We start from the raw sequence: 24,542 nt of genomic DNA, 5'->3' as shown, positions 1-24,542 counted from the left end.
CGGCAGTTTGCTTCTTATTTGCACAGGACGCTACTTCGGCTTAATGCCTATGGAATGCCATTCCGCAACTGGGATGACTGAGTACTGCGCCGCAACGGTAGACGTGTTCTGAAGCCGTTCCTCGATCTGATGCGGAACGTGCGAGTTGATCAGCTTCTTAGCTGAAAGGATGATTGCAACCCATGCTCGAGGTATCAAAAGCATTCCGAAAAATTGTCGCGGCGTACGACGGATCTCCTGCCGCACTTGACGCCCTGAACGCAGGTATCGAGATCTGCAGGCTGCTGGGCACGCCTCTCGAGACCATCACTGTTATCGAGCCACCACCCGCATATTATGGATTCGTTGCCACAGCCGCTCCCTATGTGGCGCAAGACATTGAAGCAGATCGAAAGCGCCAGCACAAGGAACTCGTAGATTCCGCCGTAGCCTTGGGGCAGCGCCAATCCGTCGAGATAACCGGACATCTGATCCAAGCCGAAGAAGTCGATGGTGTGATTTCTTTCCTTCGCGCGAACCGGACCGACCTTCTCATTATCGGTCTCAGACATCACAGCTCGCACATTGCCGGACTTTGGAGCACGGTATTCAGTTTGGAACAGAAGGCGCCCTGTAGCGTTTTGGCGGTGAAGTCTAGGCAAGAGCAGGGGGAACTTCACGGTGAGCGATAGTCAGCCCGGTGTCAGATGTTAATCGGGCGAAACAAACTTTGTGAGGGAACAAAAGATCGCTTCTGTGCCCCTGATCGGTTACGTAGGTGGATCTCAACTCACTGGGCCCGGGCTGAACAAACTTGCCCCCAGGATCAGAATTCGCCTAGCATTGCCGTCGTTAATCACGATTCTCAAGCTACCTTGTCTGATGCCAAGCGTTATGCCAGAATGCTGGGCAACTTAGCGCAAGATATCAATGGCTTACCTCGCCGGCTGGGTAGAGAGTCGAAAGCGTCCCTCGTCAGATTGCACACACGTTTGCGAAATCGGAACGTATGAGCAAGGCAGTCTCGGAGACAGCGGGAAGACTGTCCTCAAGCATACTCGAAAGCATTGATGCCGAGCTTTTTCATCCGGGAGATCAAGGTCGTGCGGCTGAGACCCATGCGGACGGCGGCGCCATTGGATCCTCCGACACGTCCTTTACATTCCGTCAACATACCGGCGATCTCGTCATACTGCTTCCGTATGCGATCGTTTGCCGGGCTCTTTTTCTCCAGCGATGCAATCGTCTCCTTGACGATGCGCGCAATGTCGTCCTGCCCTTTTGGAGCGGTTTCCCGTACCGGTTCGTCGATGGCAAGGCTGCGCAGTTCCGAGAGCGGGGCCGCCAAAGATTCGCCGCGCGTTAGGATCACTGCCCGTTCGATGAAGTTTTCAAGTTCGCGAATATTGCCTGGCCAATCCCAGGCAGTCAGCGCCTTCATCGTCGCCACCGGAATGGCATCGATGCGCTTCTGCATTTGCCTGGAGAACTTCTGCACGAAATAGCTGACCAGCAGCGGAATATCCTCCTTGCGGTCGCGGAGGGGCGGAATGCGAATGGGAAAGACGTTCAACCGGTAGAAAAGGTCGCTACGGAACTCCCGATCGGCGACCATCTTTTCCAAGTGTCGATTCGTTGCCGCCACAAGCCGCAGATTGACTTTTCGCGTATGCGTGCTGCCAAGCCGCTCAAACTCCTTTTCCTGAATGGCGCGCAAGAGTTTTGGCTGGATGTCAACGGGGATGTCACCTACTTCATCCAGGAATAGCGTGCCCTGATCGGCCAGTTCCATTCGTCCGACCTTTTGGATGATTGCGCCGGTGAACGCGCCCTTTTCATGCCCGAATAACTCACTCTCGAGCAGGCCTGTGGGAATGGCCGCGCAATTCAGCTTTACAAAGGCCTTGGCTTTTCGCCGGCTGCGTTCGTGCACCGCTCGGGCAATCATTTCCTTGCCTGTGCCGGTTTCACCAAGCAACAGAACAGTGGAATCGCTGGGAGCCACGGTTTCAACCAATTCGAGGACGTGCTGAAGCGCCGGGCTGTTCCCAATGATCTGCTCGTAGCCCATCTCGCTGCGGATCTGTTCTCTGAAGTAGACCCTCTCCTGGGCGAGTTCAGCGTTGTGATTCCGCAACCGCTCTTCATTCTTTTTCTGATCGTCGATGTCGGTTGCGGTGCAGTACCAGCGTAGAATCTGCCCGGTCTCGTCTCGCAGCGGTCTGTACTGCGCAAGATGCCAGCGATACTCCCCATGCTTGAGTGAACGCATTTCGAATTCGAACGAGTCACCGTTCTGCAACCCAAAGCTGCGTTGATGAAGCACTCGATCTACGTCATCAGGATGACAGGCGCGCGAAAAGAAGCCTTCATTGCTCACCTCGGTAGACGGGAGTCCCGTCTGGTCCAAGATCGCTTGATTCACATAAAGCACTGTACCGTCTGGTGCCATGACTACGATCGGGTTCGCGATAGCATCGGTGATCGCGAGAAGATCCTTCTCACCTTGTTGCAACCCCCGCTCGGCTCGATTACCGTGTTCGACGTCGGCGCCTGTCCGGTACCACTGCTTCCTCTCTACAGTCGTTGAAACAGTCTTCTTCGGCTGCGAGCAGATATTCGCCTCGCCATGGCTCCAAGTGGAGACAAGGGGGATAGGAGCATGAAATAGGCCCGCGGTTTCCGATTCCGACATCTGGGATGCGATGTTCATTTCATTCTCCTGTACTCTTTTCTTGGAATGGCATCCTGCGGCGGCCTGCCGCTGCCACAGTTGCCATGTTCGAATCATCGGTTCATCCATCCGGAATTCCAACGTATGTTCAGGTGCGACTCCGATCACCTTTTTGGGTGAACATTCCTGTTCTGCAATGATGGCTGAGCTTCGAGAAGCACTACTCATGATCGCGAGTGATCGCCGCCATGGTTCGACAGGGGTTCCCCTAATCGTTGAGACGCCGACAGCGACTGAATAGCCCGCGCGAATATTCGCAGAAGCCAGAGACGAATACATATGCATCGGCACCGAAGCGGGTACTCGTGCCACGGGTGCAAGGGGCAGGCTGTGACGCGGGAAGTGACATTCTCACTCAATAGGCTGCGGCTCTGACGCAGGAGTTATCTTGCGAGAACAGAATCGCATGAGGGCGATGAGGAGATGTTGGACTAGGAATGCTCGGCGCGGAACGTGCCCCTCCTGCAAGAAGCGCATGAGACGCGCCGCATGCGGCAGTGCCTCCGCGCCACGCCGGACCCTTGATGAATCAGCCGAGATGACCTTCGTTCAGTTAAGAATAGTGGGAGGGGACGTACTTCGACGGACAGACCGCCTGACGAACGTCTTTTATGCAACCACGTGCTCCATCTTCTCGATATCGGGTATGCACACCATCTTCTTGTTCAGAAATTCCTCAATGCCGAATCCCGAAAGTTCGCGCCCGTACCCAGACCTCTTCACGCCGCCGAATGGAAGTTCAGGCAAGGTTAGCGCAGGGAAATTAATGAAGACCATACCGGACTGCAATTTGCGCGCGAGTCGCTTAGCTCGTTCCGGATCCGACGTGCAGACAGCCCCGCCGAGACCGAATGGGGAATCGTTGGCGATCGCAATTGCATCGTCTTCGTCCTTCGCGCGAAAAAACATGGCGACAGGCCCGAAGAACTCCTGATGGAAGACCGGATTGGATGGCGTAATGTCGGTAAGGACCGTCGGCATCAGGAACGCCCCGGGCCCGGCAGGACGATCGCCGCCCAATACCACTCTAGCGCCGTGCTCGATGGCAACGCTGAGTTGAGCCATCAACCGTTCGAGTGCGAGCTTTGATGAGACCGGACCCATCGTTGTGGCTTCGTCCATGGGATCTCCGGGCTTGTACTCAGCCATAAGACGAACGACCTCAGCCAGGAATTCGTCCGCCACCTGATCGACGACAATAAATCGTTTCGAGCCGCAGCAGGCCTGACCGGTGTTGGTCATGCGACCCCGCACGGCCAACTGAGCCGCCACCTTAGGGTCGAAATCTTCAAGAACGATAAAAGGGTCGTTGCCGCCCAGTTCCATTGTGGATTTTTTCAATGCCCTGCCGGTTTGTGAAGCTAGAGACTCACCGGCACGTTCTGAGCCAGTTAAGGCGACACCCTGGATGCGCGGATCCGGAATGAGTTTGCTGATTTGGTCATTGGTGAGGAAGAGATTAATATACGCGCCATCCGGTGCGCCGGCATCCTGCATCACCTTTTCGAAGGCCAGGGCGCACTGTGGAACGCCAGGAGCATGCTTCATGAGAATGGTGTTGCCAGCAGCAAAGTTGGGCCCGACGAAGCGGACGAGCTGATAATACGGGTAGTTCCACGGCTCAATACCAATCAACACGCCGATCGGGTCAAATTCAACCCAGGCGCTGCCGGCGGTGAACTGCTCAAGCGCTCGTGGAGCGAGAAACAAGGCTGCATTGTCCGCGAAGTAATTCAGAATAGCTGCGCTGAGGTTCACCTCGTCGCGGCTATCCCTTAGAAGCTTTCCCATCTCAAGAGTGATAAGAGCCGCCAGTTCTTCCCTCCGTTCGATCAGCAGCCCAGCGGCCCTCCTGAGAACTGCAGTGCGATCAGCGATCGCACCGAACGATCTGAAGCAAGCGTCGGCACGACTCAAAGCCTCTTCCATCTGCTCGTCTGTGTGTTCCGGAAAGCTCCTGAGTAATTCTCCCGTATACGGATTAACGCTGTCATAGCTCATGTCGATCCTCGCTCCATTTGCAAATTCGCGGGCGCCATTTCTTGTGAAAATAGATCCAGTGCCGCTTTGCTTTGAGAAGAACAGACAGGCAACTCAGGCGAACAGTGAGCGACGGATAGGTCACCGTGAGAAGGCGGAGAACACTGATGTGACACCGGCCATCCAGTACTATGCTGGATGCTCCATGGCCGCGGTCGCCGCTCCGGGGAGGGCCCGGCTGATCGCGGTACGGGCCAGTTCAACTCCCTATCATGCGCGTCCAGCGTCGAGCGATTACTGGCCCGCCCAACTATACGCACACCGAACATACTCAGCTAGCAGCGGTGGTAGCGCGGGAAAATGAAACGCTAGCGGGTCGGCCCGGGCTGCTACGTCTCTAGACACATTGCTATCTGTGACCAAAGGAGACTAGATCGCTGAACCATCCGCGTCTCGCGATGTAGGCGACCCGACCTGGCAGGGAGAGGTTAACCAAGGTCCCTTGCCCAGACTCGCTGCTTACGCTCAAGCGGCCTCCAATTCCTTCGGCCCTTTCACGCATACTCACCAAGCCGAAGTGCCCTCGGTTGTGCGCACGGAGCGCATCCGGACCCAGCCCGATGCCGTTATCTCGAATCGACATACGAAAACTGCTAGGAGTGAAAGACAGTCGAAGAGTCAGAGCTTCGGCGTTGGAGTGCTTGCATGAGTTTGTCATCGCCTCTCTTGCGATCCAAACAATTTCTTCATAAGCAATGGCCTTGAGCGGTCGTGACGTTCCTTTTGTTTCGACGCTCACCTTGCACCTGTGGTTTGCGAACAAAGTTGCCGACAGCGATTGAATTTCTAGTGCGATGTCAGCCTCGTCTGAGAATTGCCCTCGCAACTCTTTGATTCGATCTCGGCCCAAAACGAGAAGTGATTCTGTATCATTCAGTGAACGCTCCATCTCTTCCTGAACATCTGGTGACACTCGATCCATGAGGGTCGAGAAACGCAGGATGATTCCCTGTATCGCTTGCAAGAGAGTATCGTGCAATTCTCGCGAGATGCGCATCCGTTCGGACATGCGTTCGCTGACGCGCAGCGTGACCCTCTCGGAAATTACTCGAGCTCGAATGATATAGACGATCAGGAGCATACAGAAGGTCAGTGCTGCGGCAATTAGCTGAAACCACAGCGTCTGATACCAGGCAGGCTCAATATCGAAGTGGAAGGATGCGCCCTGTTCGTTCCACAAGCCGCTGTCATTGCATGCTGTGACGTGGAACGTATAGTGACCTGGTGTGAGATTCGTGTAGAAGGCTTGACGGCGCTTTCCTACGTCTTGCCACTCTTTGTCATGCCCATCGAGCTTGTAGCGGAATAAGACCTTCGCGGGATTGGGAAAACTCAGCGCAGTGTAGTCGATCTCGAAGTCCCGTGTGCCAGCAGGGAAATCATTCGAAGCGAGGTGCGGTACCCGCGTATGATCAGCGATCAGCGATTCGATCACCACAGGCGGAGGAATCGAATTGAAATAGAGATGAGCGGGATCCACCATCTGCAATCCGTGTCTCGTTGCAAGCCACAGCCGGCCATCCGGAGATCGCGATATGGTCAGTGAGAAGTCGCCCCAATTGAGCCCCAATCCGTCCTTTGCCCCAATCAGGAGGCGAGGCTGAGGCGAAGTGTTTGGGTGCTTCCACCACTCTTCAACTTCACTTTTGGGAACGCGGATGAGTCCGCATTTCCCCCGGGCCCACAGCGCTCCGGCCAAGTCGAATATAGATTCGTGAACCTGGCACGATGCTAATTGGGGGTCTGGAATGAAGCGCCCTTCGGCTCCACGGATAAGAACCAAACCTTCTTTGCACCAGACGTACAGCGTTCCATTTGGCCCCTGCATGAGGCCCAGTGGATGCTTTTGATTGAGTGCTTCGTTCCGTTCGAGTTCAACCTTTCCGATCTCGACATGAGCAATGTGACCCGACCGATCGAGTATCCAGATCCCTGATCTGAAATCCGCGATGGTGGCGTCTGACATTCCCAGCCCGGTAACCACACGTTGCGCCACATCTTCATTTGGGCGGACGACATAGAGGATGGAATCGTCGTCTTGCAGCTTCCAGATGGATATCCAAACATTCCCCTGCTTATCCTGCGCCATTCGCCCCACCACTCCGAGCGAGTCCCCTCCCTCTGCGCGAATACGGGTAGTGGAATGATTCGCTATCCGATACAGATCATTGTCTCTTCCCAACCACATGTCGCCATTCAATCCTTCCAAAATCGAAGTTCCCCTTGTTCCTGGGAGGTGGACTCGATCTGAAAGTCGCGGCAACGCCTGGCCGCGAAGGATGTCCGCTCCAGTGTCTGTGACAGCCCATATACTGCCGTCCTGGCTCGCGAGAGCAGCATCGGAATAATTGAGGCTGAGACGTTGCGCGCTTGTATATGTGAGGACACTTGCGTCTCTAAACCTGTCAATACCTTTGTCAGTCAGAACCCAAAGGTCACCTTCTCTGTCCTTGAAGAATTTTCCGCCGGAGTCACCTGATAGACCATCGTTTGGGCCATAGTGCTCGATGTCCCCATCCAACATGCGATCAATGCCACCTTCGAAAGAACCTATCCATAGAGGTCCGTCCTTCTCCGCCAGAAGTGCCTCTACTTTCAGGTCGGTACTGGAAAACGTCGAGCTGCGAACGGGTTGTGGGTGTCCATTTTGTAAATGCTCAAGACCTAAATGACGACCGGCGACGTCGAAGCCGATCCACACTCCACCCTCAGAGTCGGGAGCCAGTGCCGTCACGCCCCCAAGCCCTTGAGTCCCACGTAAGCGGGAAGAGAAAAAGGGAAATTCTCTGAAGGTACCCGAATGAAACCGGAACAATGCCTGGCCATTTGCTGCCCATATAGAGTTGTCTGGACCGACTGCTACGGTATAGCTACTGAAGAATCCGGATTTGCCCCCGATGCAAGCAATGGTAGATCCTGAAGGTCTACAGAGTCCCCCTTCTCTCTCTCCCCGAACTCTCTCGCGAATGGCCCAGATAACTCCAGAGTGATCTTCGACCATCGCTACGTATCTGCCCACACGGCCCGCGAAAGTGGAGAGCGTCATTCCGTTCCAGCGGTAGATGTGATTCGTTCCGCCGATCCAGAGGCTGCCATCAGAAGCCCCCAGCAGGCTCCATACATCTCCGCTCGGATTAGGAGCCTTCTGTAAAACATCGTTGAAGGGAACGAAGCGTACGCCGTCGAAGCGGAACACTCCAGCTTCGGTGGCGATCCATATATAACCGTCTGTCGTCTGCGCGATTGCTCGCGGAACTCCGTCAAATTGGCCGTCCTCTAGTCGCCACGCTGTATGAACATACTGCGTGATCGGTGTGCTCGAACTGACTGCCGTCACAACCTTAGGTAGCACCAAGATAAGGGCGAAAAGAACTAGAAGGCGCAGCCGGGGGACCACTCCGTCTAGACTCATTCGCTGAAAGCAAGCTCTTCGTGGGAAGTCATCGAGCCTCCTGTAAGGTCCTGAAACCGACATCGTTGAATGCAAGCGCAAATCGTCCGGCCCCTCTGGCAGTCGCGGGCAAACTATTGAAGTGTAAATGACCTTGAACTTCACGGGCAGTGATCTCACCGTGAGGCGGTGGGCAGGATCGAAAAGGAGTTTCATGAAGGTGCGATACCGGCAGAAGAAATCTTCATCGAAAAACCGCTCCGCCTTCAATCGTCGAGATCGAAATAACCACGTTTGACCGCAATCGTCACCGCATGGGTCCGATCATTGGCATTGAGCTTGGCCATCACATTCGCAAGGTGCGACTTGACCGTATCAGGGCTGAGCGAGAGACGATCTGCGATGAGCTTGTTTGACAGACCGTCCGCGACATGTCTGAGGATCTGGAGCTCTCGCGCCGAAAGCTCGTCGTCGGCAACATGAGAGGCCATTGCCGCAGCTATCTCAGGTGGTATGACCTTCCTTCCTTCTAGCACGGATCTGATCGTGTTCAGCAGGTCCTTTCGCAGGGAACTCTTGAGTAGATAAGCCATCGCTCCCGCCTTGAAGGCCTTGATGGCTTGCACATCTCCCTGATATGTGGTGAGGACAATAATGCGGGCATTCGGAAACGTCGATCGAATCTGTACGATTGCGTCGTTTCCTGACATATCCGGGAGACGCAGATCCATCAGCGTGATGTCTGGGCGTTTTTGCGAGAAAAGCGATATGGCCTCCTGTCCGCATGTTGCCTCGCCCACGACCTCCATGTCTGACTGGGCTCTGATTGAAGCGAGTATGCCGTCCCTCAATACCGGGTGATCGTCGACAATCAGCACTCGAGTTTTTCGACCTTCAGGAATCGTTTGCAAAGCAGAGACCTCCTGCGCTCACCCAAATAGGTGACCGGAATTAGGCCTGAACAGGCGTTGGACGTTGGGGAAGTCCATTGGAAGATTTCAACATAGCCAGTTGTAGCACGGCAACCAGTGAACGAAGCCGAACGATCGACACTCAAGGGAGGCAAACAATGAACGTCACATTTCCAACACTACAGCGTCGAGGCGAGTCAATCTCTCCCGTGCCCCTGCTGGAAGCCTGGACTCACGATGAAGTGCGCGAGGAGCTGGGCCGTATCCTCCGTAGTCGCTTTTTCATCAGGTCAACGAGGCTCTCCTCCTTTCTTTCCACGGCAGTCGACTACCTGCTCGCAGGCAAGGCAAGCGCTTTCAAGGAATTCACCGTTGGAACGGAGGTTTATGGCAGATCCGTGGCGTATGATCCGACGCAAGACACGATCGTTCGGACAGAAGCACGGCGCCTCCGGTCAAAGTTGAAGGAATATTACGCCGATCTGGCGAAGCCACCACAGTTGCGAATCACTCTGTTGAGTGGCAGCTACGTGCCGGTAATCGAACGCGCGCCGGCATCCCCATATGATGACCGCTTTGAGCCCGACTACCCAGTTCAGCATGCTCGCGATGAGCGCTCGGTGACCTTAGCAGTGTTTGCCTTCAATGCAAAAACGGTGGAACCTTCAAACCAGGACATCGCTAGCAGTCTCGAAGAGGATCTGACGCACGAGCTGGCGCAGAACCCTGGTCTTAAAGTATTTCGCATGCCTGCCAATTGGCTGCCTTCACACGCGAACCAATCTTCTCATTGGAGCAGATCTGGGATTCAGTTTGCTCTTCGCGGCTGCGTTCGCCAGTCAGATGACGGACCGGTTGCCCAGCTTCAGTTGACGACCATTCAGGGCATGATTCTGTGGTCCGAACGTTTTAGAGGCGAATCCCTTCAGAGCCGGCCTAACGAGATTGCATCTGCTGTTTGCAGCGCGTTTCTGAGCACAGCTGCGCCGCATTCAAGGTTTAGCACGCCACACTTCCGAAACTGAGGCATCGCAACTGTTGTGGCAACAAGGATAGCCAACGCTTCGGGACTAGCTTTTCGGGGCGTACACGGGGCCAGGCTTCTCACTCGATGTATACCCGATTTGCGAACCGCGTTAGGGCGTGGTCGATCCCCATTGAAAAGATCTGTTAATCGGCAGGTGAGGAAAGAAGATGCGTGATAATCCGACATTAACTGAAGAGCAGATCGATCGCATCAGGGAAGTTGCTACCTTGCGCCACGTATCATCCGGGGATATTCTCTATGAGCCATCACAGCCAGATGTCCCCCTCTTTGTCGTCCTCAAAGGTGTTGTCACCAACACCCGCACCGGTGAAGACGAAGCAGTCCTTGCGGTGCGACAAGCTGGGCAGTTTACCGGCGAAATGTCGCTTATTTCCGGGAAGCGATCGCTTATTAAGGCGCGCGTCGCCGAAGCCGGAACACTTCTTGAGGTGACTCGTGACAAAGTCTTCGCTCTTATGGCAAAAGACCCTGAGCTCAGCGAGGTCTTCATGGAGGCCTTTGTCGCGAGAAGATTGCACATGATTCAACTCGGTGAAGGCAACGTTGTTCTTTTCGGTACGAAATCCTCGGCGCGAACACTTGTTCTTCGCGAATTCCTCAATCGAAATGCCCATCCTTTCACGTACGTCGACATCAACGCCGAGTCTGTTCCGAGCGCGTTGATGGATAGGCTTTGCGTCCGTACCGGTGAAATTCCGGTCGTCTATTGCAACAACCGCTATGTACTTCGAAATCCATCCATCAGCGAGCTTGCCCAATGTCTGGACCTAAACATCGACGCGGACAAGAGTGTACATGATGTCGTAGTGATTGGAGCCGGGCCGGCGGGGTTAGCTGCGTCTGTTTATGCCTCTTCTGAAGGACTGCGTACTCTCGTCATCGAAAAATCTGCACCAGGCGGGCAAGCTGGCTCAAGTTCGCGCATTGAGAATTACCTCGGCTTTCCGATCGGCATCTCCGGGCAGGAGCTCGCTACCCGATCCATCGCACAAGCGCAAAAGTTCGGCGCTCAAATCATGGTTGCGCAATCGGTCGTACACATCGATACAAGTCGGCAACCTTATAGGGTCATATTGGAGTCGGGCCTGAAAGTCAGCACGCGAGCTATCGTGATCGCCACTGGCGCACAATATGCTCGCCTACCGGTGGAAGACGCGGAGATGTTCGCGGGGAGAGGCATCTACTACAACGCAACGTATATGGAGGCCCAGCTCTGCGAGTCTGAGGAGGTCATCGTCGTTGGAGGCGGTAACTCTGCCGGTCAAGCTGCTGTTTATCTGAGCCGAACATCATCCAAGGTTCACCTGTTCGTGCGATCCGACAAGCTTTCGGAGTCGATGTCTAAATATCTGATAGGACGTATTGAAGCGAAGCCGAATATTGTGATTCATTACCAGGCTACAATTGTGAGCTTGATCGGTATGGCGCACCTCGAGAGTGTGGAGTGGCAAAACTCGGCCACCGGAAGAACCGCGGTCGATATGATTCGCCACGTATTCGTGATGGCAGGCGCTTCACCTAGGACCGATTGGCTTGAGGAGTCACTCGCTCTGGACTGTAAGGGATTTATTTTGACAGGCCCAGATCTCGACCGCGGGTCGAATAGTGGCTCTTGGCCACTTACACGTCCGCCGATGTTCCTCGAGACAAATGTGCCCGGTGTCTTCGCGGTAGGTGACATTCGCGCTAATAGCGTTAAACGAGTTGCTTCCGCCGTCGGTGAAGGTTCGATGGCTGTCCATCTCGTTCACCGTTTCCTGGCGGGAATTCCGGCGTGACGTTTGAGCCTGGCGAGCGCCATAGAACCCTTCAACCGAAGCTTACTCATTGCTCGGAGCCATGCAGAGGCTGGCTTTTTGCTCTCCGCGCACACCGTCGAAGACCCATTAAATACCGGAGTCACTCCGACCCGCTGGGCATGCGGAGTCCGTCTTGAGGCGCGGAGGTTGCGAAGGCCGGTGCTCACTCCTGTAGGAGCCTTGTGAACGAAAGGCGCGAGACTCGTCTTATGCGCTGCGGTGACGAAGTAGGAACAGACCGAGGAAGTTTCCTCGAAGATCTATAGAGTGCGAAACAAAGTGGAGAGGCGATATTCATCGCCTCTCCGACCTGAGCTAATTGAGTTCGCCCGCTGAAGGCGCGAGTGCCCAGTCGAGCGCCAAGTCCGCGACCGCTTCCCAGCCATTCTCACCGCACGTATAGTGGCTGCGGCCAGGGAAAAGCTTGTAGGCGGTGATTGCTTCGGAGTGTTTGACATTCTTCTCGAAGTTCTCGTATTGCACGGATGGCGGCAGGATGTGGTCGTTGCCTCCAGCAATGAAAAGCAACGGAGCTCGATCATCGTTGGCAAAGTTATATGTTGTTGCTGCGTGCGGCGTGAAGTTTGCGAATCCACCCTGGAATAAGATTCGTGCCGGCACCGGTACGACGTAATGGTCATAAACAACCTTCGATTCCTGTTCGCTTAGGTTGTTGGTGAAGGCGTAGTGGAAGTCCTTCTCCGTGATTGGAACCGCGCGGTGCAGATTCGCCGGATTGTGCAGTACCGGGAAGGTCGCCTTGACCTCGCTAAATGGAAGCGCGAAGACTCCCTTCACGGCCGCGCCATCGATGGAGACGCCCGCCGTCCCATATCCGGCATCGAGAAGCATCTGGACGAATGTGCCTCCAAAGGAATGGCCCATCAGGATCGGCTTTGTGTTGACTCCTGAAACGATGTCGGCCAAATGATCGAACACTTCACGAACGCCGAGGTCTGCTAATGGGGAGGGGTCACGCCGGAGGGCTTCCACCCCGGCAGTTCCCTGTTGGACTCCCGGGTACCCGGGAGTGATGACCTTGAATCCCCGTTGTTCGTAGCGATGAACCCAATGTTCCCAGGCCAAAGGGGTCATCCAAAGCCCGTGGATAAGGACGATCGTATCCGTTGCTGTTTGCTCCATATGCTTCTCTCCTGGTTCGGATTGTTCTTGCATTGCTTTCGCTTTGAATCGGTGATCGCCTGCGGGTCTGCCCAAGCACGGCAAACATTCTCCTGAACTCTTGTCGAGTTGAGACCCTCGAGATGGATCCAACCACCTGTAGTCGCAGAAAGTTGTGAGTGCCGCGCTCCCGCACGCCTGAGAGGCGTGCGGCGCGAGTCTTGGCTTTGTTCAGAACTGCCCACGGCGGGCAGGCGTATCGTTCATCTCCGATTTGTGGCCCTGACCCAGATTCCCGCGAGAAGGGCAGGCACCCATTGTTCGGCTGGACACTGATTCCAACTCCCCCTTTGGAACACGATTCCGTCGTGGCCCGATCGCTTGAACGCTTCGCTCAACTTGAGAACGAAAATGGTTCCTTTCTTGAACGGACAACCGCAAACAGAACCAGGAGCCGTCGCCTGGCGAAGAACGGCGGCCGGCGCAGCCAATGATCGATGCACAGCCTCTTCGGGCAAGAGAGACTCGCGCAACCCGATATCCCCGTACAGGACCTTCATCGAATTGAGAGCAACAACCAGGTTATGGATTGCTATCCCAGTCCCATGAATTCCCGCTCGATCGCCTGCAACTTTAGCTGCAAGAACATTTCTCGCTGAACGGATGCGCCCAGTGATCTTCCAACTAAACAGCTTGATCGGATTCTTCGCTTGAATTGCTGCCGCCAGAGTGACTGCAGCGGCCCAGCTTTCTTCGGACGCCTTGTAGGATGGCTCAAATGCGCGGCCAACCAGTTCCTGAAGAAGGATACCAACCTCATGGACTTCGCCGATTCCCTTGAGCCACGCCGCGACGCTCTCCAATTCAGCCGGTCCATCGCGGAAGAATGAGGCCTTGGCACTCAATTGATCCCACAACGTGTTCTGATCATGCGCACGACAGGCGCTCTGCCGTGACTGCATCGTCGGGAAGCGCTTCCCGCGATAGGAAAGGACTCCCAGGAGTTTGCTGAGAAGCAGGCCGTTAAGAAGAGGGGTTCTTGAAGAGAATTGCCGATCTACCTCAGGCTGCTCGTTGACAGCCCGAATCTCGTTCAGTTCGCTCGCTTCGATAACACGCAAGAGTCCAGGAATACGTTTCGCCTTCATGATGGATGATCCTCTCTCTTTCTAAAAGCGGTAATCGAATGCGACTGCGAGTGCGTTGTTTGCCTTTAGACCAATTCCCGGATAGACACTCGAGGCGACGTGGCCGGTGCCGACGTCGATCGCCCACTTTTGTTTTGGGTGGTCCGATATTCGAACCGCGTACACCTCGGTCGTGGGGATATTCGCGTATTCGACGTACTTCAGATGATGAGGTTCCTGATCGATCTCAACTGTGGGAGCAACCAGCACATGTTTCACTGGAATTGGTATTGCAAGTGCGCCAAAGGCGCGCGCTTGCCAGTTGGTCGCGTTCCCGCCGTAACCGTAAACTTCTGCGTTTGTGCCCCTCACGCCGGCACTTAGGATTAGAGGAAGCTTCTTGTCAACGACAACGAGCTTCGTTGCGACTCCAAAGATATCCCCGTTTGTCGCATCTATCCGCGCAGATGCCTGGCTTACGTACCCATCGTTGGCGCGAAGCACACCGCCAATTGCTACCGCCGGGACCCACTTCCGCTTACGGTAATCTTCTGGGACAACCTTTGCCTTGAAGTTGAAGATATTCATTCCAGCCTCATTGAAAAGCGGGCTGAATGTCGGGTCTCCGCCATCGGTGTGGTTGTCGCGGGTATAGCCGAACTCGAGCCAACTCCCAAATCCCTCTTCAACAGAAACATTGAAGTAGTCGCCAGCAACCGGACCTGCCGTGACCGCGTGATAACCGAGTGTCGGGCCGTTGAACTTGCCGGGCGATGACGGGACTACATAGGCCCAGGGCTGAAAGAACACGCCTGATGAGCCGTCCATCGTCAGAGCCTGCGCGGCAGCCTCCTTTGACCCACTCGCGGTCGCTCCCGCCAACAGGGCAACGAATGCTAGACGCATCAACCTTTCAATAGCACGCTTCATAAGATTCCTCCCTTCAAACGGCGCCATGTCAAACAGGTGAGGGTCACTGAGTACGATGGTTGACGAGGCGCTTGTGAATAGATTCGGGTCGTTCGACCTAGCTTTGAAGTACGCGGGATGTGAGCTAACGGTGATGGGAGCCTTGTCACCCGCGCGACGCAACAAACAGGTTCCGCGCAATCTCCGCGCTTGCATGCGGCGCGGAGACTACGCGGAATGGGAGATCACTTGCTGGCTGAGGGGATGAGAGACTTCAACTCTCGCTTGATGGGAATCGCGATGACAGTGGGTCCCTCAGCGGCGAGAGCTTCCTTGAAGGCGTGCTGGATTTCTTCCTTTGTTTCTGCTTTCGTTGCATTGCATCCGTAGCCCTTCGCCAGGGAAACGATGTCAAGGAATGGCAGGTCGAGCGAGGGCACGTTCGGTGTTTTCTCGAGCACCGCGAACTCTTTGAGAATCGCGTACTCTCCATTGCACGGAACGATGTAGACCATCTTGAGCTTATGCTGGGCTGCCGCGGAGAGGCTCTGCACTGAATACTGAAGAGAACCATCACCTATGAGCACGACCACGGGGCGATTTGTCCCAAGCTTTCTTTGAGCAAGGGCCACGCCGACGGACGAGGGCGCATTGTGTCCCAATCCGCCGCTTGCGTAGGTGAAGTAGGAACCTTCTTCGGTCGTCGGCCACCAATGCAGGAATTCGTTGTAATTGGAAGGCGACTCCTGCACGACAATCGCACCGTCAGGCCGAACTTCACTGAGAACCGCATACAACTCATTTGCTGTAAGCGGAGTTCCTGACACAGCGGTCAGTTCCTTCGGTCGCGGCCTTGGCTCTGGTGCATTCCTCGAGACGTCATGAACCAAGGGGAGCAAGCCGTCGAGAGCCAGCTTCACATCTGATAGCAAGCTGTCTCCGACAAGCGCGCTGCCAGCATCTGTGGGATCGGTTGTGATTTGTAGCAGGCTGGCGCCCTCAGGAAGGATAGGCCCCGGAACGTACGGGTAGTAGCGGAACACAGGGGCTCCCACCACCACAATGAGATCGTGTCCGACCAGCCGCGAGCTGAGTGGACCGATCGCTGCCGGCAACTCTCCTTGAAATAGCGGATGCGTTTCAGGAAAGCAGGCGCGTTCAGCCGCGGGAGCGCGGTACACTGGCACCCGCAGTTTCTCAGCGATGGCTACACCTACCCTCCAGGCCCCGGCTTTTTCGACCTCGGCACCATAGACAAGGACTGGGTTCTTGGCTCGATTGATTCTTTCTGCGAATTCTTTCAGACGTTCAGGGTCGGGCCCTATGCGGTCGCTCACCGTGCGAATGTCAGCAGCACCCAGGGCTGTCTTGTCCCAATCATCGAGTGGAATTGAGACATAGACAGGTCCGGCCGGCGGCTGAAGTGCGAGCGCATACGCACGCATGATGGCACGCGGTACATCCTCGGCCCGTTTGGGCTCGTACGACCACTTCACATAGGGCCTCGGCAGCATGGTTTCATCGCGATTGGTGAGAAGCGGATCGCAGATGATCATCTCTCTGGTTTGCTGCCCGGCTGTGATGATCAGGGGAGTCTTGTTCTGGAAGGCCGTCATGATATTGCCCATGCCGTTGCCCGTGCCCGCCGATGTATGAAGATTGACTAGCGCAGGTTTTCCGGTCGCCTGGGCGAAACCGTCTGCCATCGCTACTGCTGACGCTTCTTGAAGGCCAAGGATGTACTCGAAGTCGGGTGGGAAGTTCTTCAGGAATGGCTGTTCGGTTGAGCCGGGATTGCCAAAGACCGTTGTCAGTCCTAACGTCCTCAACAGATCGTAGGTCGCGGCCCAGACTGTTTGCTGTTTATCCGCCGTCATAAAGGTTCCTCTTCTGAAGCTGCCGTGAGATTGTCTGCGGATGTCCTGCAGAGATTGTGGCTTCAGGAGCTATATGACAACGGTCAAGAAACGTATAGAAGTGTGCTGCAGATAGCTCACAGTGAGCGAACACTAAATTCGGCGGCCATTGATTTCCATCACAGTGAGCACACCGGCTCTCACTTTTGGGGAGAGCCTTTCTACATCACCCTCAAGTTAAACGGGACAGCGCCGGACTGCGGCGAAGTTCGAAAACGGTGGTTCGGCGAACCACCAGTCTCTTAGAGGGGGCTTACCAATGAACAGACAAAAGAAATTAATCGGCTCACACCTGCAATCAATTGCGATCGATTCGATGTGCCGAGGTACGCGAATGGCGTCGAAACTGATCGGAACAAACCTGCTTCTTGTGCTCATGGTCTCCTGCGTGCAACGGTCGGCCATCGCGCAGCAAGAGGCATATGCGGTCAAAGCAGCAGTCACATTGCAAGCGCACTCTGCAGCGGTGCCAAGTCAATCAGAGGATTCAGCGGCCAAGGACGCGGCGCAAAATCCCGTCGCCGCCGCAATTAGTTTGCCTTTTCAGAACAACACGTATTACGGAGTCGGTCCGTACCGCCGCGCGGAGAACGCGCTCTTGATCCAGCCCGTGATACCTTTTAGGCTCTCGCAAAAATGGATGGTAATTTCCCGCACGATCGTTCCTGTTGAGGTCGTTCCACGCCTTTCCTCCAACAGGCAGGTTGACTATGGTCTGGGCAATATTCAGCCTCAGTTTTATGTTTCGCTGGCGCATCCGGGCAAGTTCATCTGGGGGGCGGGTCCGCAGCTGTGGTTACCCACCGCAACCGATTCCGAGCTCGGTACCAACAAGTGGGGAGGAGGACCCGCTCTGGTTGGGTTATTTCGACAGGGGCATTGGCTTGGCGGTTCACTTCTGGGTAACCAGTTCGCTGGCGTGAATCATAAGCACGTCAATTCGATGACCTTGAATTCATTTTTGTTCTACAACATGCGCGCAGGGTGGTATTTCGTATCCACGCCTGTCATCACAGCTGATTGGACGGCCTCCAGAAACAGCCGGTGGACAGTTCCTGTCGGCGGTGGTGTTGGCCGAGTGTTCAAACTTGGTGCGCAGCCCCTGAATGCTCGTGCAGAGTTCTTCAACGATGTGCGAACCACTTCTGGCGGGCCGGACTGGCAAGTGCAAACGCAGCTGCAGTTCCTCTTTATTAAGAAGCATCCGTCGGCGCCTACGGCGGTTGCCCACTAGGGTAGATACATGCTGCAGATGAATGGAGCTGGGATCACTGCCCTATGCAGCGATCGACGGTTCGCTCTTTGGGAAGCCTGACTCCACTCATCAGCAACTGACGATCCAGCGCGGCCGAGACGGAACGAGAAAGACGGTTCAGAGAGATAACGGGTCGCCAGTTACTTTACGAGGCAACTCGATGATCTGAATAAACCGACCTGACCAACCAGGATCTGAGAGGCATTGCCCTGACACCGCATGTTGATCCGCTAGAGGCTCTGCGAGGCTCTACAGGTCTAGAAAGCCGCGTCGCAAGGCGATCGTGACGGCATGCGTCCGGTCGTTTGCTCCCAATTTGTCGAGAATGCTTCGAATGTGAGTCTTGACGGTGTCTTCGCTGATTTCGAGGTAGTCCGCAACCATTCTGTTGGATTTTCCAGAGGCGACCTGCTGAAGAACTTCAATTTCCCTTGCCGTCAGAAGATCGCCGCCAAAATGTGCAGCCATCTCGGAGGCCACATCGGCGTGAACCCGCCTCTTTCCCTGATTCACGTCGCGTATACAGTCGAGGAGGTCGGTGCGGAGTGTGGCCTTAAGTAAGAAGGCTTGAGCGCCAGCTTTCAGGGCACGTTCTGCCTGTACATCCCCCAAATAGGTGGTAAGCACAATGATGCGTGCGCTAGGGCACTGTTCTCGAATCTCAGAGATTGCGGCGATGCCATTCATGTCGGGCAGCCGAATATCCATAATGGTTACGTCCGGGCGGTGAATCTTATATAGCGCGACGGCATCTTTCCCTGTCCCCGCCTCCGCAACCAGAGTCATATCGTGCTGGCTTCCTATCAGAGCTGCGAGACCCTCGCGTAACACTGGGTGATCGTCGACTACCAATAAACGGATCGGATTTGCGTCGTTCGTCACTATAAACCCTGTACTACATGCGCGGATGTCGACCGGGTTCAACGGCGATCCGGTCGATTTTTTGCAATGCTTCATCATGGCAGACCACCGATTTGTCTGCCTCACTCTTTCCAGCGATACAGGGCGAAAACATTCTTCTATTTTCGAGAATGTGCGTTCGCCGGGTCTACCTCTCGGAGGGAACTCTCTCGATACGCTCGGTGAGCAGGCACAGTCACAATTATCTGACTTCCTTTGCTCGTGCTGTGACACGCAAATCGAGCGCCCATTATCTCGGCGCGCTCTTTCATACCACGAAATCCCCAGTGTCCAGCTCGGGGACTGATCTCTTGCGCCGCAGCATCAAACCCATGTCCATTATCAGCAACCGTGAGCACAACAGACTTCCGCTCACATAAAAGACTTACGGTGATTTCCGAAGCACTGGAATGGCGGAAGGCATTGGTGATTGCCTCGCGTCCGATGTCATGCAACTCACTCAAAACAGATGAAACAACATCCCCTCCTCGTCCTTCAATCTTCAAGGTAAAACGCACTCTTTGATCGGAGCCGAGATCATCCGCGATTGCTTCGAACGCATCGGTAAGGTTTTTGGCTGTGAATTGGGCGGACCGCAAACGACTGACACGATCCCTGCCCTCTACCACGATCCGATCCGCCGTGGCCAACGCGCGCTCCATTGCCGCCCGGGTACGGCTTCCTTCCGGAAGTTCCTGGGCTGCCACATGAAAATGCAGCATGAGACCTTGCACCCCCTGAAGCAGGGTGTCGTGCAGATCACGCGCGATGCGGACCCGCTCATCGGCGCGGGCTTCGGCACGCTCCCTGATTACGCCGGCCACACGGCGCAGCCTCAGCCGATACAGGAGCCAAACGAGAACGGCGCCGGCCAAAACGTATAGAAGTTGAAACCAGGTGGTTTGATAAAAAGCGGGCTGGATTATGAACTCCAGGGAAGTTCCAGCCTCATTCCAGACGCCGTCGTTGTTGCGCGCGACGACTTGGAATGTATACTTGCCCGGCCCCAGGCGTGTATAGGATGCCTGAACCCGGCTTCCTCCATCCTGCCATTCGCTGTCAGATCCTAGCAGGCGATATCGGGAGCGCGCCCTTTCTGGAATGGGTAAGCTCAGGACGGAGAAGCCAATATCGAGTTTAGTGGTATTAGGAGGAAGGGTAATTGGAGCGTAGAGGGAGTAGGATCGTCCATTCGCACTCATGCTCCTTATCGCCACCAGGGGAGGCGTCAGATTTCGGTGGAGATGTGCGGGATCGAGCCGGATTACACCTCTCGACGTCGCGACCCAGAGAATTCCGTCGCTTCCCATGACCGCCGGCGTGTCGGAAGTATCTGACGGCCGTTCGGCCAAATCAGTTATGGGATCAAATGTTTCGAATTGAACACGGTGGCTGGGGTCTCTAATAATCAGGGAGACCTCGCTTTGAGGGATGTGGACGATCTCGGTGTCGGTGCTGAGCCACAACCCTGACTCGGGAGTTCCTGCGATTCCGGCGACCAAGCCGAACTTGGCTTCCGACGCTGGCACTACCGTGTGGAACCTTCCCTTACTGTAGATTGCTAACCCAAATTCACCGCCTGCCCAGACCTGCTCACCGGAATAAGCGAGTTGGGTGACAGCGCCGATGTCCAATCCGGTTTTGGCTGAAAATATCTGAACTGAACCGTGATCCCAAAGTGCAATTTCTCTCAACTCCGGGTAGGCCAACCATACCCGTCCCTGGCCGTCGCTAACCGCTCCATAGGCCGTCATGTAGGGGTAATCCGGCATGATCCGGGCCTGATCCCAAACTTGGTTGTGCAGCCGGAAAACACCTCTACCCCTGACCGAAACCCATAGGTCTCCTGAGCTGTCTCTTGTCAAAGCTCGCACAGGGCCATGAATCGGTACCCATTTATCTGCGATAGATGTCGGCAGGACCTTATCCCGGTTCAGATCTGGCGACAGAGACTTCAGGAAATGCCCGTCCTGCCATCGCCAGAGATCGCCCAGGTCGCCTCGCCGCGACCAGACCCAGATTGACCCTTCCGGATCGCGAAAGGAAAACTGAATATCAGGGGGACTACCCGGAACCAGCTTCCCGCTTCTTGCGTTCCACAAGCCCTGAGGCGAGCTTGCCCAAACATCTCCTCTGTCTCCTGCTACCAACTGCATGCGACGGGTGGGGACAGACTGCAATTGAAACCACTCTGCATTGCGAGGCCGGAATCGATCCAGCCCTCCAAGTGTTCCGACCCAAATGTCCCCTTCCCTATCTTCCATCGAACAGTAAACTGTGGCATTGGTCAGCCCCTCAGTTTCACTGAATTTCTCGATCGTGGGATCGTCGAGCGATACATGTTCCTGAAGATGATCTGCTGAGGGAATACGCAGCACCCCGTCATGCCGTGTCATCATCCATCCAGTACCGTCACGATCGATCAGAAACATTCCCGACGAGTTCGCAAATTGTCGCGAGGAGCCACTTTGGGCAGCCCCGCGGGCAGCGAGTTTCAATAGCGTTAGTGCCTCCGGCACCCAGAGCCAGGTTGCTGATTCGCCGGCCTGTGTGAAGCTCGGGAGATACCCTGGAACCTCTCGCGAGTCTTCTTGATGGAACTCGCGCGCGCCCTTGGGCAAAAAGAAGACGCCTTTGGTCGCATCGGTTACCCAAACTCCTTGATTGTCCACGGCCAGGCTGGCAGGTGAGATGGACTTCAAGCCTGACACATTGCCGGTTTCACCAACGTGCCACCAATGGCTGCCGTCGAAGTATCCCACGCCCGCAGGCGTGGCGGCCCAGATAGTTCCGTCGACATCCCGAGCCAAACTCCTGACCCGTCCGGCCGGCATTCCGTCTGCCAGACTGTAGTTTTTGAGTCTTCCACGTTCCAGCAGGCTTGCACCACCGTTTAAATAGCCTATCCAGAGACCGCCGTTAGGCATGGCCAGGAGCGAGCAAATCCATCGGGGCTCAGGAAATGCGCCCAAATCAGGCTGATATCGCTCAAGCACAGAACCATCGAAACGGAGAAGGCCGTTTGTGGTGCCCACCCAGATAAAGCCGTCTGAGGTTTGCGCAATCGCCAGCACCTCGCCAATGACCCCTTCTTTGGCACCCCAGGCAGTGTGATGCATCTGAGTGATTGGCTGATGGGGATCGATTGCTGACAAGTTCGCGCAGCACAGAAAGAAGATGTTTAAGAACAGCGCGAACCGTTCGAGTCGGAAAAGCCGGCGTGGCAGGAAAAGAAGAGTTCGCGTCATAGATTCCAAGGTGCTACTGTTAACGGTGGAAATCGTTTGTGGCTTCGATCAGCCTCCGAAGGTGAGTCATTTCTCAATGTTAATCACGGCGCACCACTGACTTCGGCGCGTCACTCCTTTGAGTGATACAAGTCAACCTCATTGATTGCCGAAAAGACGCTTCTTATAGTCGCGATCGCGTGTGATTTCGGTCCAGTGCCAGCGGCGCTGGATGGCGGCTGAGATTCCTACAAGGTACCGGTCCAGCTACGATAAAGCATCCGCAGCCGTTTTAGCCTGTGAGCACTGTATGTTAAGCGGAGCGCGCGGCCAATTCAAGTGATCGGTAAGGGCACTCAATTCTCTCGCTGAAGGTGTCCCCCGTTGCAGTCCCGTGATTCTGGGCCGATCCGAAGAGCATCACCTTTCGTAGTCGAGGGAATCGCAAGGGGGCAAAGCTCCGGACTGCGAAACTGGACGAGTGGCAGTCCAGCGCCCTTGTCGCTCAGGATGACGGGGCTGCGGTGGTGCTGGGGCGCGGGGACTGCGCGGTGAAGGCGCAGCACGTCACCGATTGCCTGCAAGCCCCGATCGGCAAGCGAGCATGGCCTCCGCCAGTCAAGGCGGCAGTGAGGTCCCCGGCGGGAAGCCGGTGGCTCCTTGAAGTGCGGGATTGAGCATGGAATGGATTTGCTGTGGCGCTGCGTCCCGTTCACCGGCGCCGGACACGAAGGTCCCGCGGCCCTATATACGATTGGAAACACCGGAAGAGGAATCTCCCCGATTGTGGGTGCCTAACGCGCCCTTGACAGCAGAACGATTGAAACGCCATTCCAGGTTGTGCGGCCGGCCCCTTTAGGTGGCTGGTCATCGAGTGCGACCGCTCCAACTGACATTGACTCTAGATGAAACCGCGACAGAATATAGTTGCGGACCAGGATTGCACGCGCCCGTGAAGTCTCTATTTTTTCAACTGTGTTTGTGCCGGCCGAATAGCCTTCCACCATAATCGGATGGCTCACAACCGCATCCCCATACTTTGCCAATTCTTGGTCAATCAGCTCTTTGCCGGCTGAGCTCAGTTCCTCTGTGCCATTGCTAGCCTGATGAAAGAGCTGGTCCGTACCAAGCCAACTCCGATGATTACCCGGGCTTGCGGATAGCCGGTCACGCCGGTAAACGGCCGGAGAGATGTTGGTAAGGGTGTAGTAACCGCGCTTGCGGAAGAAGCCGCGAGTCAGAAGATTGTGCTTTAGCGCCTCCGAGTCCTCGGCCATGTTTCCTGTAGCAGTACTCACATTAGAGATTGCGTCGCGCAAATTGACTCCGGCCGCGACACCATGTTCGTCCGGCTGTGTGAGTTCCGCTATCGTTGTTTGCACTGCTTTGGTAGTCGAGTCCAAGTTTGATGCTGCGTCTCGTACGGATACAAGAACGTCATCAATCTTCTGAGGGATGCTCCGCGAAGAGACATCATTGACCAGTGCGTTGGTTTGGTCCGCTGTAATGCGCAAACTGGACGTCACCTGTTCGGTGTTCGCGATGGTACGTCTGATCGAACTGGCGACTTCCGGGTCGTGGAGCAGCATTCCTGCAGGCCCTTCCCCGCGTTTGAGTCCTCCGACAACATCATCGACATCGATCAACGTTCCGCGTGCAGTCCCCAGCGTCACGTTCAAGTTTCCCCCCACAGATGTCAGCAATCCATTGGCATTCTTCACCGTTTCGTCTACGTCAGCGATCGTTCCTTTGGCTTGGCCTACAAGGTCGGCCAATTCGATCGGCTCTTTGCTCCCGAGCGTCGAATTTGGTACCGCGGACGGCGAAGCACTGCTTCCCGGACCAACCGAAAGATACGTGTCTCCAACCAAGCCTGCGGTAGTGATCGACGCAACCGAATCCTTGCGGACCAGCCCGCGAAACGTGTCAATGATCCGAAATCTGACTCGGAACTTTGATGACGGTGAGTTGGGAATAGAGATCTCTTCGATCCGGCCAGCGTCCATGCCTCCCACCTCCACTTTCGACCCTTTAGCCAGACCTGAGAGGTCGGCGAATTCGGTGTAGAGCGTGAGATGCTTTTGGAAGGCCTCATGGCGGTTCCCGATGAGAAACAGGCCTGCCGTAAACAATGCAAATCCGATCAGAACAAAGAGTCCAACAGCGACACTACGATTCATAACG

General features: G+C 55.4%; 15 protein-coding genes. 4 read left to right on the top strand and 11 right to left on the bottom strand.

The features are described from left to right. Window positions 1-182 precede the first annotated feature (182 nt). Window positions 183-671 carry a universal stress protein gene (locus MOP44_RS04400; RefSeq protein ID WP_260794698.1) on the top strand — a complete coding sequence of 163 codons (489 nt, stop codon included), beginning with the start codon at window positions 183-185 and terminating at the stop codon, window positions 669-671. Between the two features lie 356 nt (window positions 672-1,027). On the opposite strand, the gene MOP44_RS04395 is transcribed toward MOP44_RS04400, so the two are convergent. The 4 genes from MOP44_RS04395 to MOP44_RS04380 all read right to left on the bottom strand — a co-directional run bounded on the left by MOP44_RS04395 (window position 1,028) and on the right by MOP44_RS04380 (window position 9,055). Further along, on the bottom strand, window positions 1,028-2,881 hold the full coding sequence (locus MOP44_RS04395) for a sigma-54 interaction domain-containing protein (protein ID WP_260794697.1): 1,854 nt from the start codon (window positions 2,879-2,881) through the stop codon (window positions 1,028-1,030). 441 nt (window positions 2,882-3,322) lie between these two features. Beyond that, entirely contained in the window at window positions 3,323-4,714 is a 1,392-nt protein-coding gene (locus tag MOP44_RS04390; RefSeq protein WP_260794696.1) for an NAD-dependent succinate-semialdehyde dehydrogenase, read from the bottom strand. A gap of 388 nt (window positions 4,715-5,102) precedes the next feature. After that, window positions 5,103-8,090: a sensor histidine kinase gene (locus MOP44_RS04385; protein WP_260794695.1), complete on the bottom strand. Its 2,988-nt coding sequence runs from the start codon at window positions 8,088-8,090 to the stop codon at window positions 5,103-5,105. 320 nt (window positions 8,091-8,410) lie between these two features. Further along, on the bottom strand, window positions 8,411-9,055 hold the full coding sequence (locus tag MOP44_RS04380; protein ID WP_313901047.1) for a response regulator transcription factor: 645 nt from the start codon (window positions 9,053-9,055) through the stop codon (window positions 8,411-8,413). A gap of 158 nt (window positions 9,056-9,213) precedes the next feature. Here MOP44_RS04380 and MOP44_RS04375 point away from each other — a divergent pair, with 158 nt between their 5' ends. Together MOP44_RS04375 and MOP44_RS04370 are read left to right on the top strand one after the other, a co-directional pair. Next, window positions 9,214-10,080, top strand: coding sequence for a hypothetical protein (locus MOP44_RS04375; protein ID WP_260794694.1), 867 nt, complete (start codon window positions 9,214-9,216; stop codon window positions 10,078-10,080). Window positions 10,081-10,249: 169 nt separating this feature from the next. Further along, window positions 10,250-11,881, top strand: a complete 1,632-nt coding sequence (locus tag MOP44_RS04370; protein ID WP_260794693.1) for an FAD-dependent oxidoreductase — start codon at window positions 10,250-10,252, stop codon at window positions 11,879-11,881. A gap of 336 nt (window positions 11,882-12,217) precedes the next feature. On the opposite strand, the gene MOP44_RS04365 is transcribed toward MOP44_RS04370, so the two are convergent. The 4 genes from MOP44_RS04365 to mdlC form a co-directional block, all read right to left on the bottom strand. Beyond that, window positions 12,218-13,045, bottom strand: a complete 828-nt coding sequence (locus MOP44_RS04365; protein WP_260794692.1) for an alpha/beta hydrolase — start codon at window positions 13,043-13,045, stop codon at window positions 12,218-12,220. Between the two features lie 242 nt (window positions 13,046-13,287). Continuing rightward, the gene (locus MOP44_RS04360) at window positions 13,288-14,172 is read right to left on the bottom strand and encodes a hypothetical protein (RefSeq protein WP_260794691.1); all 885 of its coding nucleotides are present in this window, start codon (window positions 14,170-14,172) and stop codon (window positions 13,288-13,290) included. A gap of 21 nt (window positions 14,173-14,193) precedes the next feature. After that, window positions 14,194-15,081: a DUF3034 family protein gene (locus MOP44_RS04355; protein WP_260794690.1), complete on the bottom strand. Its 888-nt coding sequence runs from the start codon at window positions 15,079-15,081 to the stop codon at window positions 14,194-14,196. A gap of 224 nt (window positions 15,082-15,305) precedes the next feature. After that, on the bottom strand, window positions 15,306-16,937 hold the full coding sequence (gene mdlC, locus MOP44_RS04350; RefSeq protein ID WP_260794689.1) for a benzoylformate decarboxylase: 1,632 nt from the start codon (window positions 16,935-16,937) through the stop codon (window positions 15,306-15,308). Between the two features lie 298 nt (window positions 16,938-17,235). Between mdlC and MOP44_RS04345 the strand changes: the two genes are divergently transcribed. Continuing rightward, complete coding sequence (locus MOP44_RS04345; RefSeq protein WP_260794688.1) at window positions 17,236-18,210, top strand: neuromedin U; 975 nt, start codon at window positions 17,236-17,238, stop codon at window positions 18,208-18,210. A 270-nt stretch (window positions 18,211-18,480) separates the two neighbouring features. Here the strand turns inward: MOP44_RS04345 and MOP44_RS04340 are convergent, their stop codons facing one another. The 3 genes from MOP44_RS04340 to MOP44_RS04330 form a co-directional block, all read right to left on the bottom strand. After that, window positions 18,481-19,191, bottom strand: coding sequence for a response regulator transcription factor (locus MOP44_RS04340; protein ID WP_260794687.1), 711 nt, complete (start codon window positions 19,189-19,191; stop codon window positions 18,481-18,483). Window positions 19,192-19,250: 59 nt separating this feature from the next. Then, entirely contained in the window at window positions 19,251-22,379 is a 3,129-nt protein-coding gene (locus tag MOP44_RS04335; RefSeq protein ID WP_260794686.1) for a sensor histidine kinase, read from the bottom strand. A 773-nt stretch (window positions 22,380-23,152) separates the two neighbouring features. Then, the gene (locus tag MOP44_RS04330) at window positions 23,153-24,538 is read right to left on the bottom strand and encodes an MlaD family protein (RefSeq protein ID WP_260794685.1); all 1,386 of its coding nucleotides are present in this window, start codon (window positions 24,536-24,538) and stop codon (window positions 23,153-23,155) included. Window positions 24,539-24,542: the final 4 nt, after the last annotated feature.

Origin of the sequence: Occallatibacter riparius (assembly GCF_025264625.1) — a bacterium.
Lineage (GTDB): Bacteria > Acidobacteriota > Terriglobia > Terriglobales > Acidobacteriaceae > Telmatobacter > Telmatobacter riparius.
This window is presented reverse-complemented; position numbering and strand designations above follow the sequence as displayed.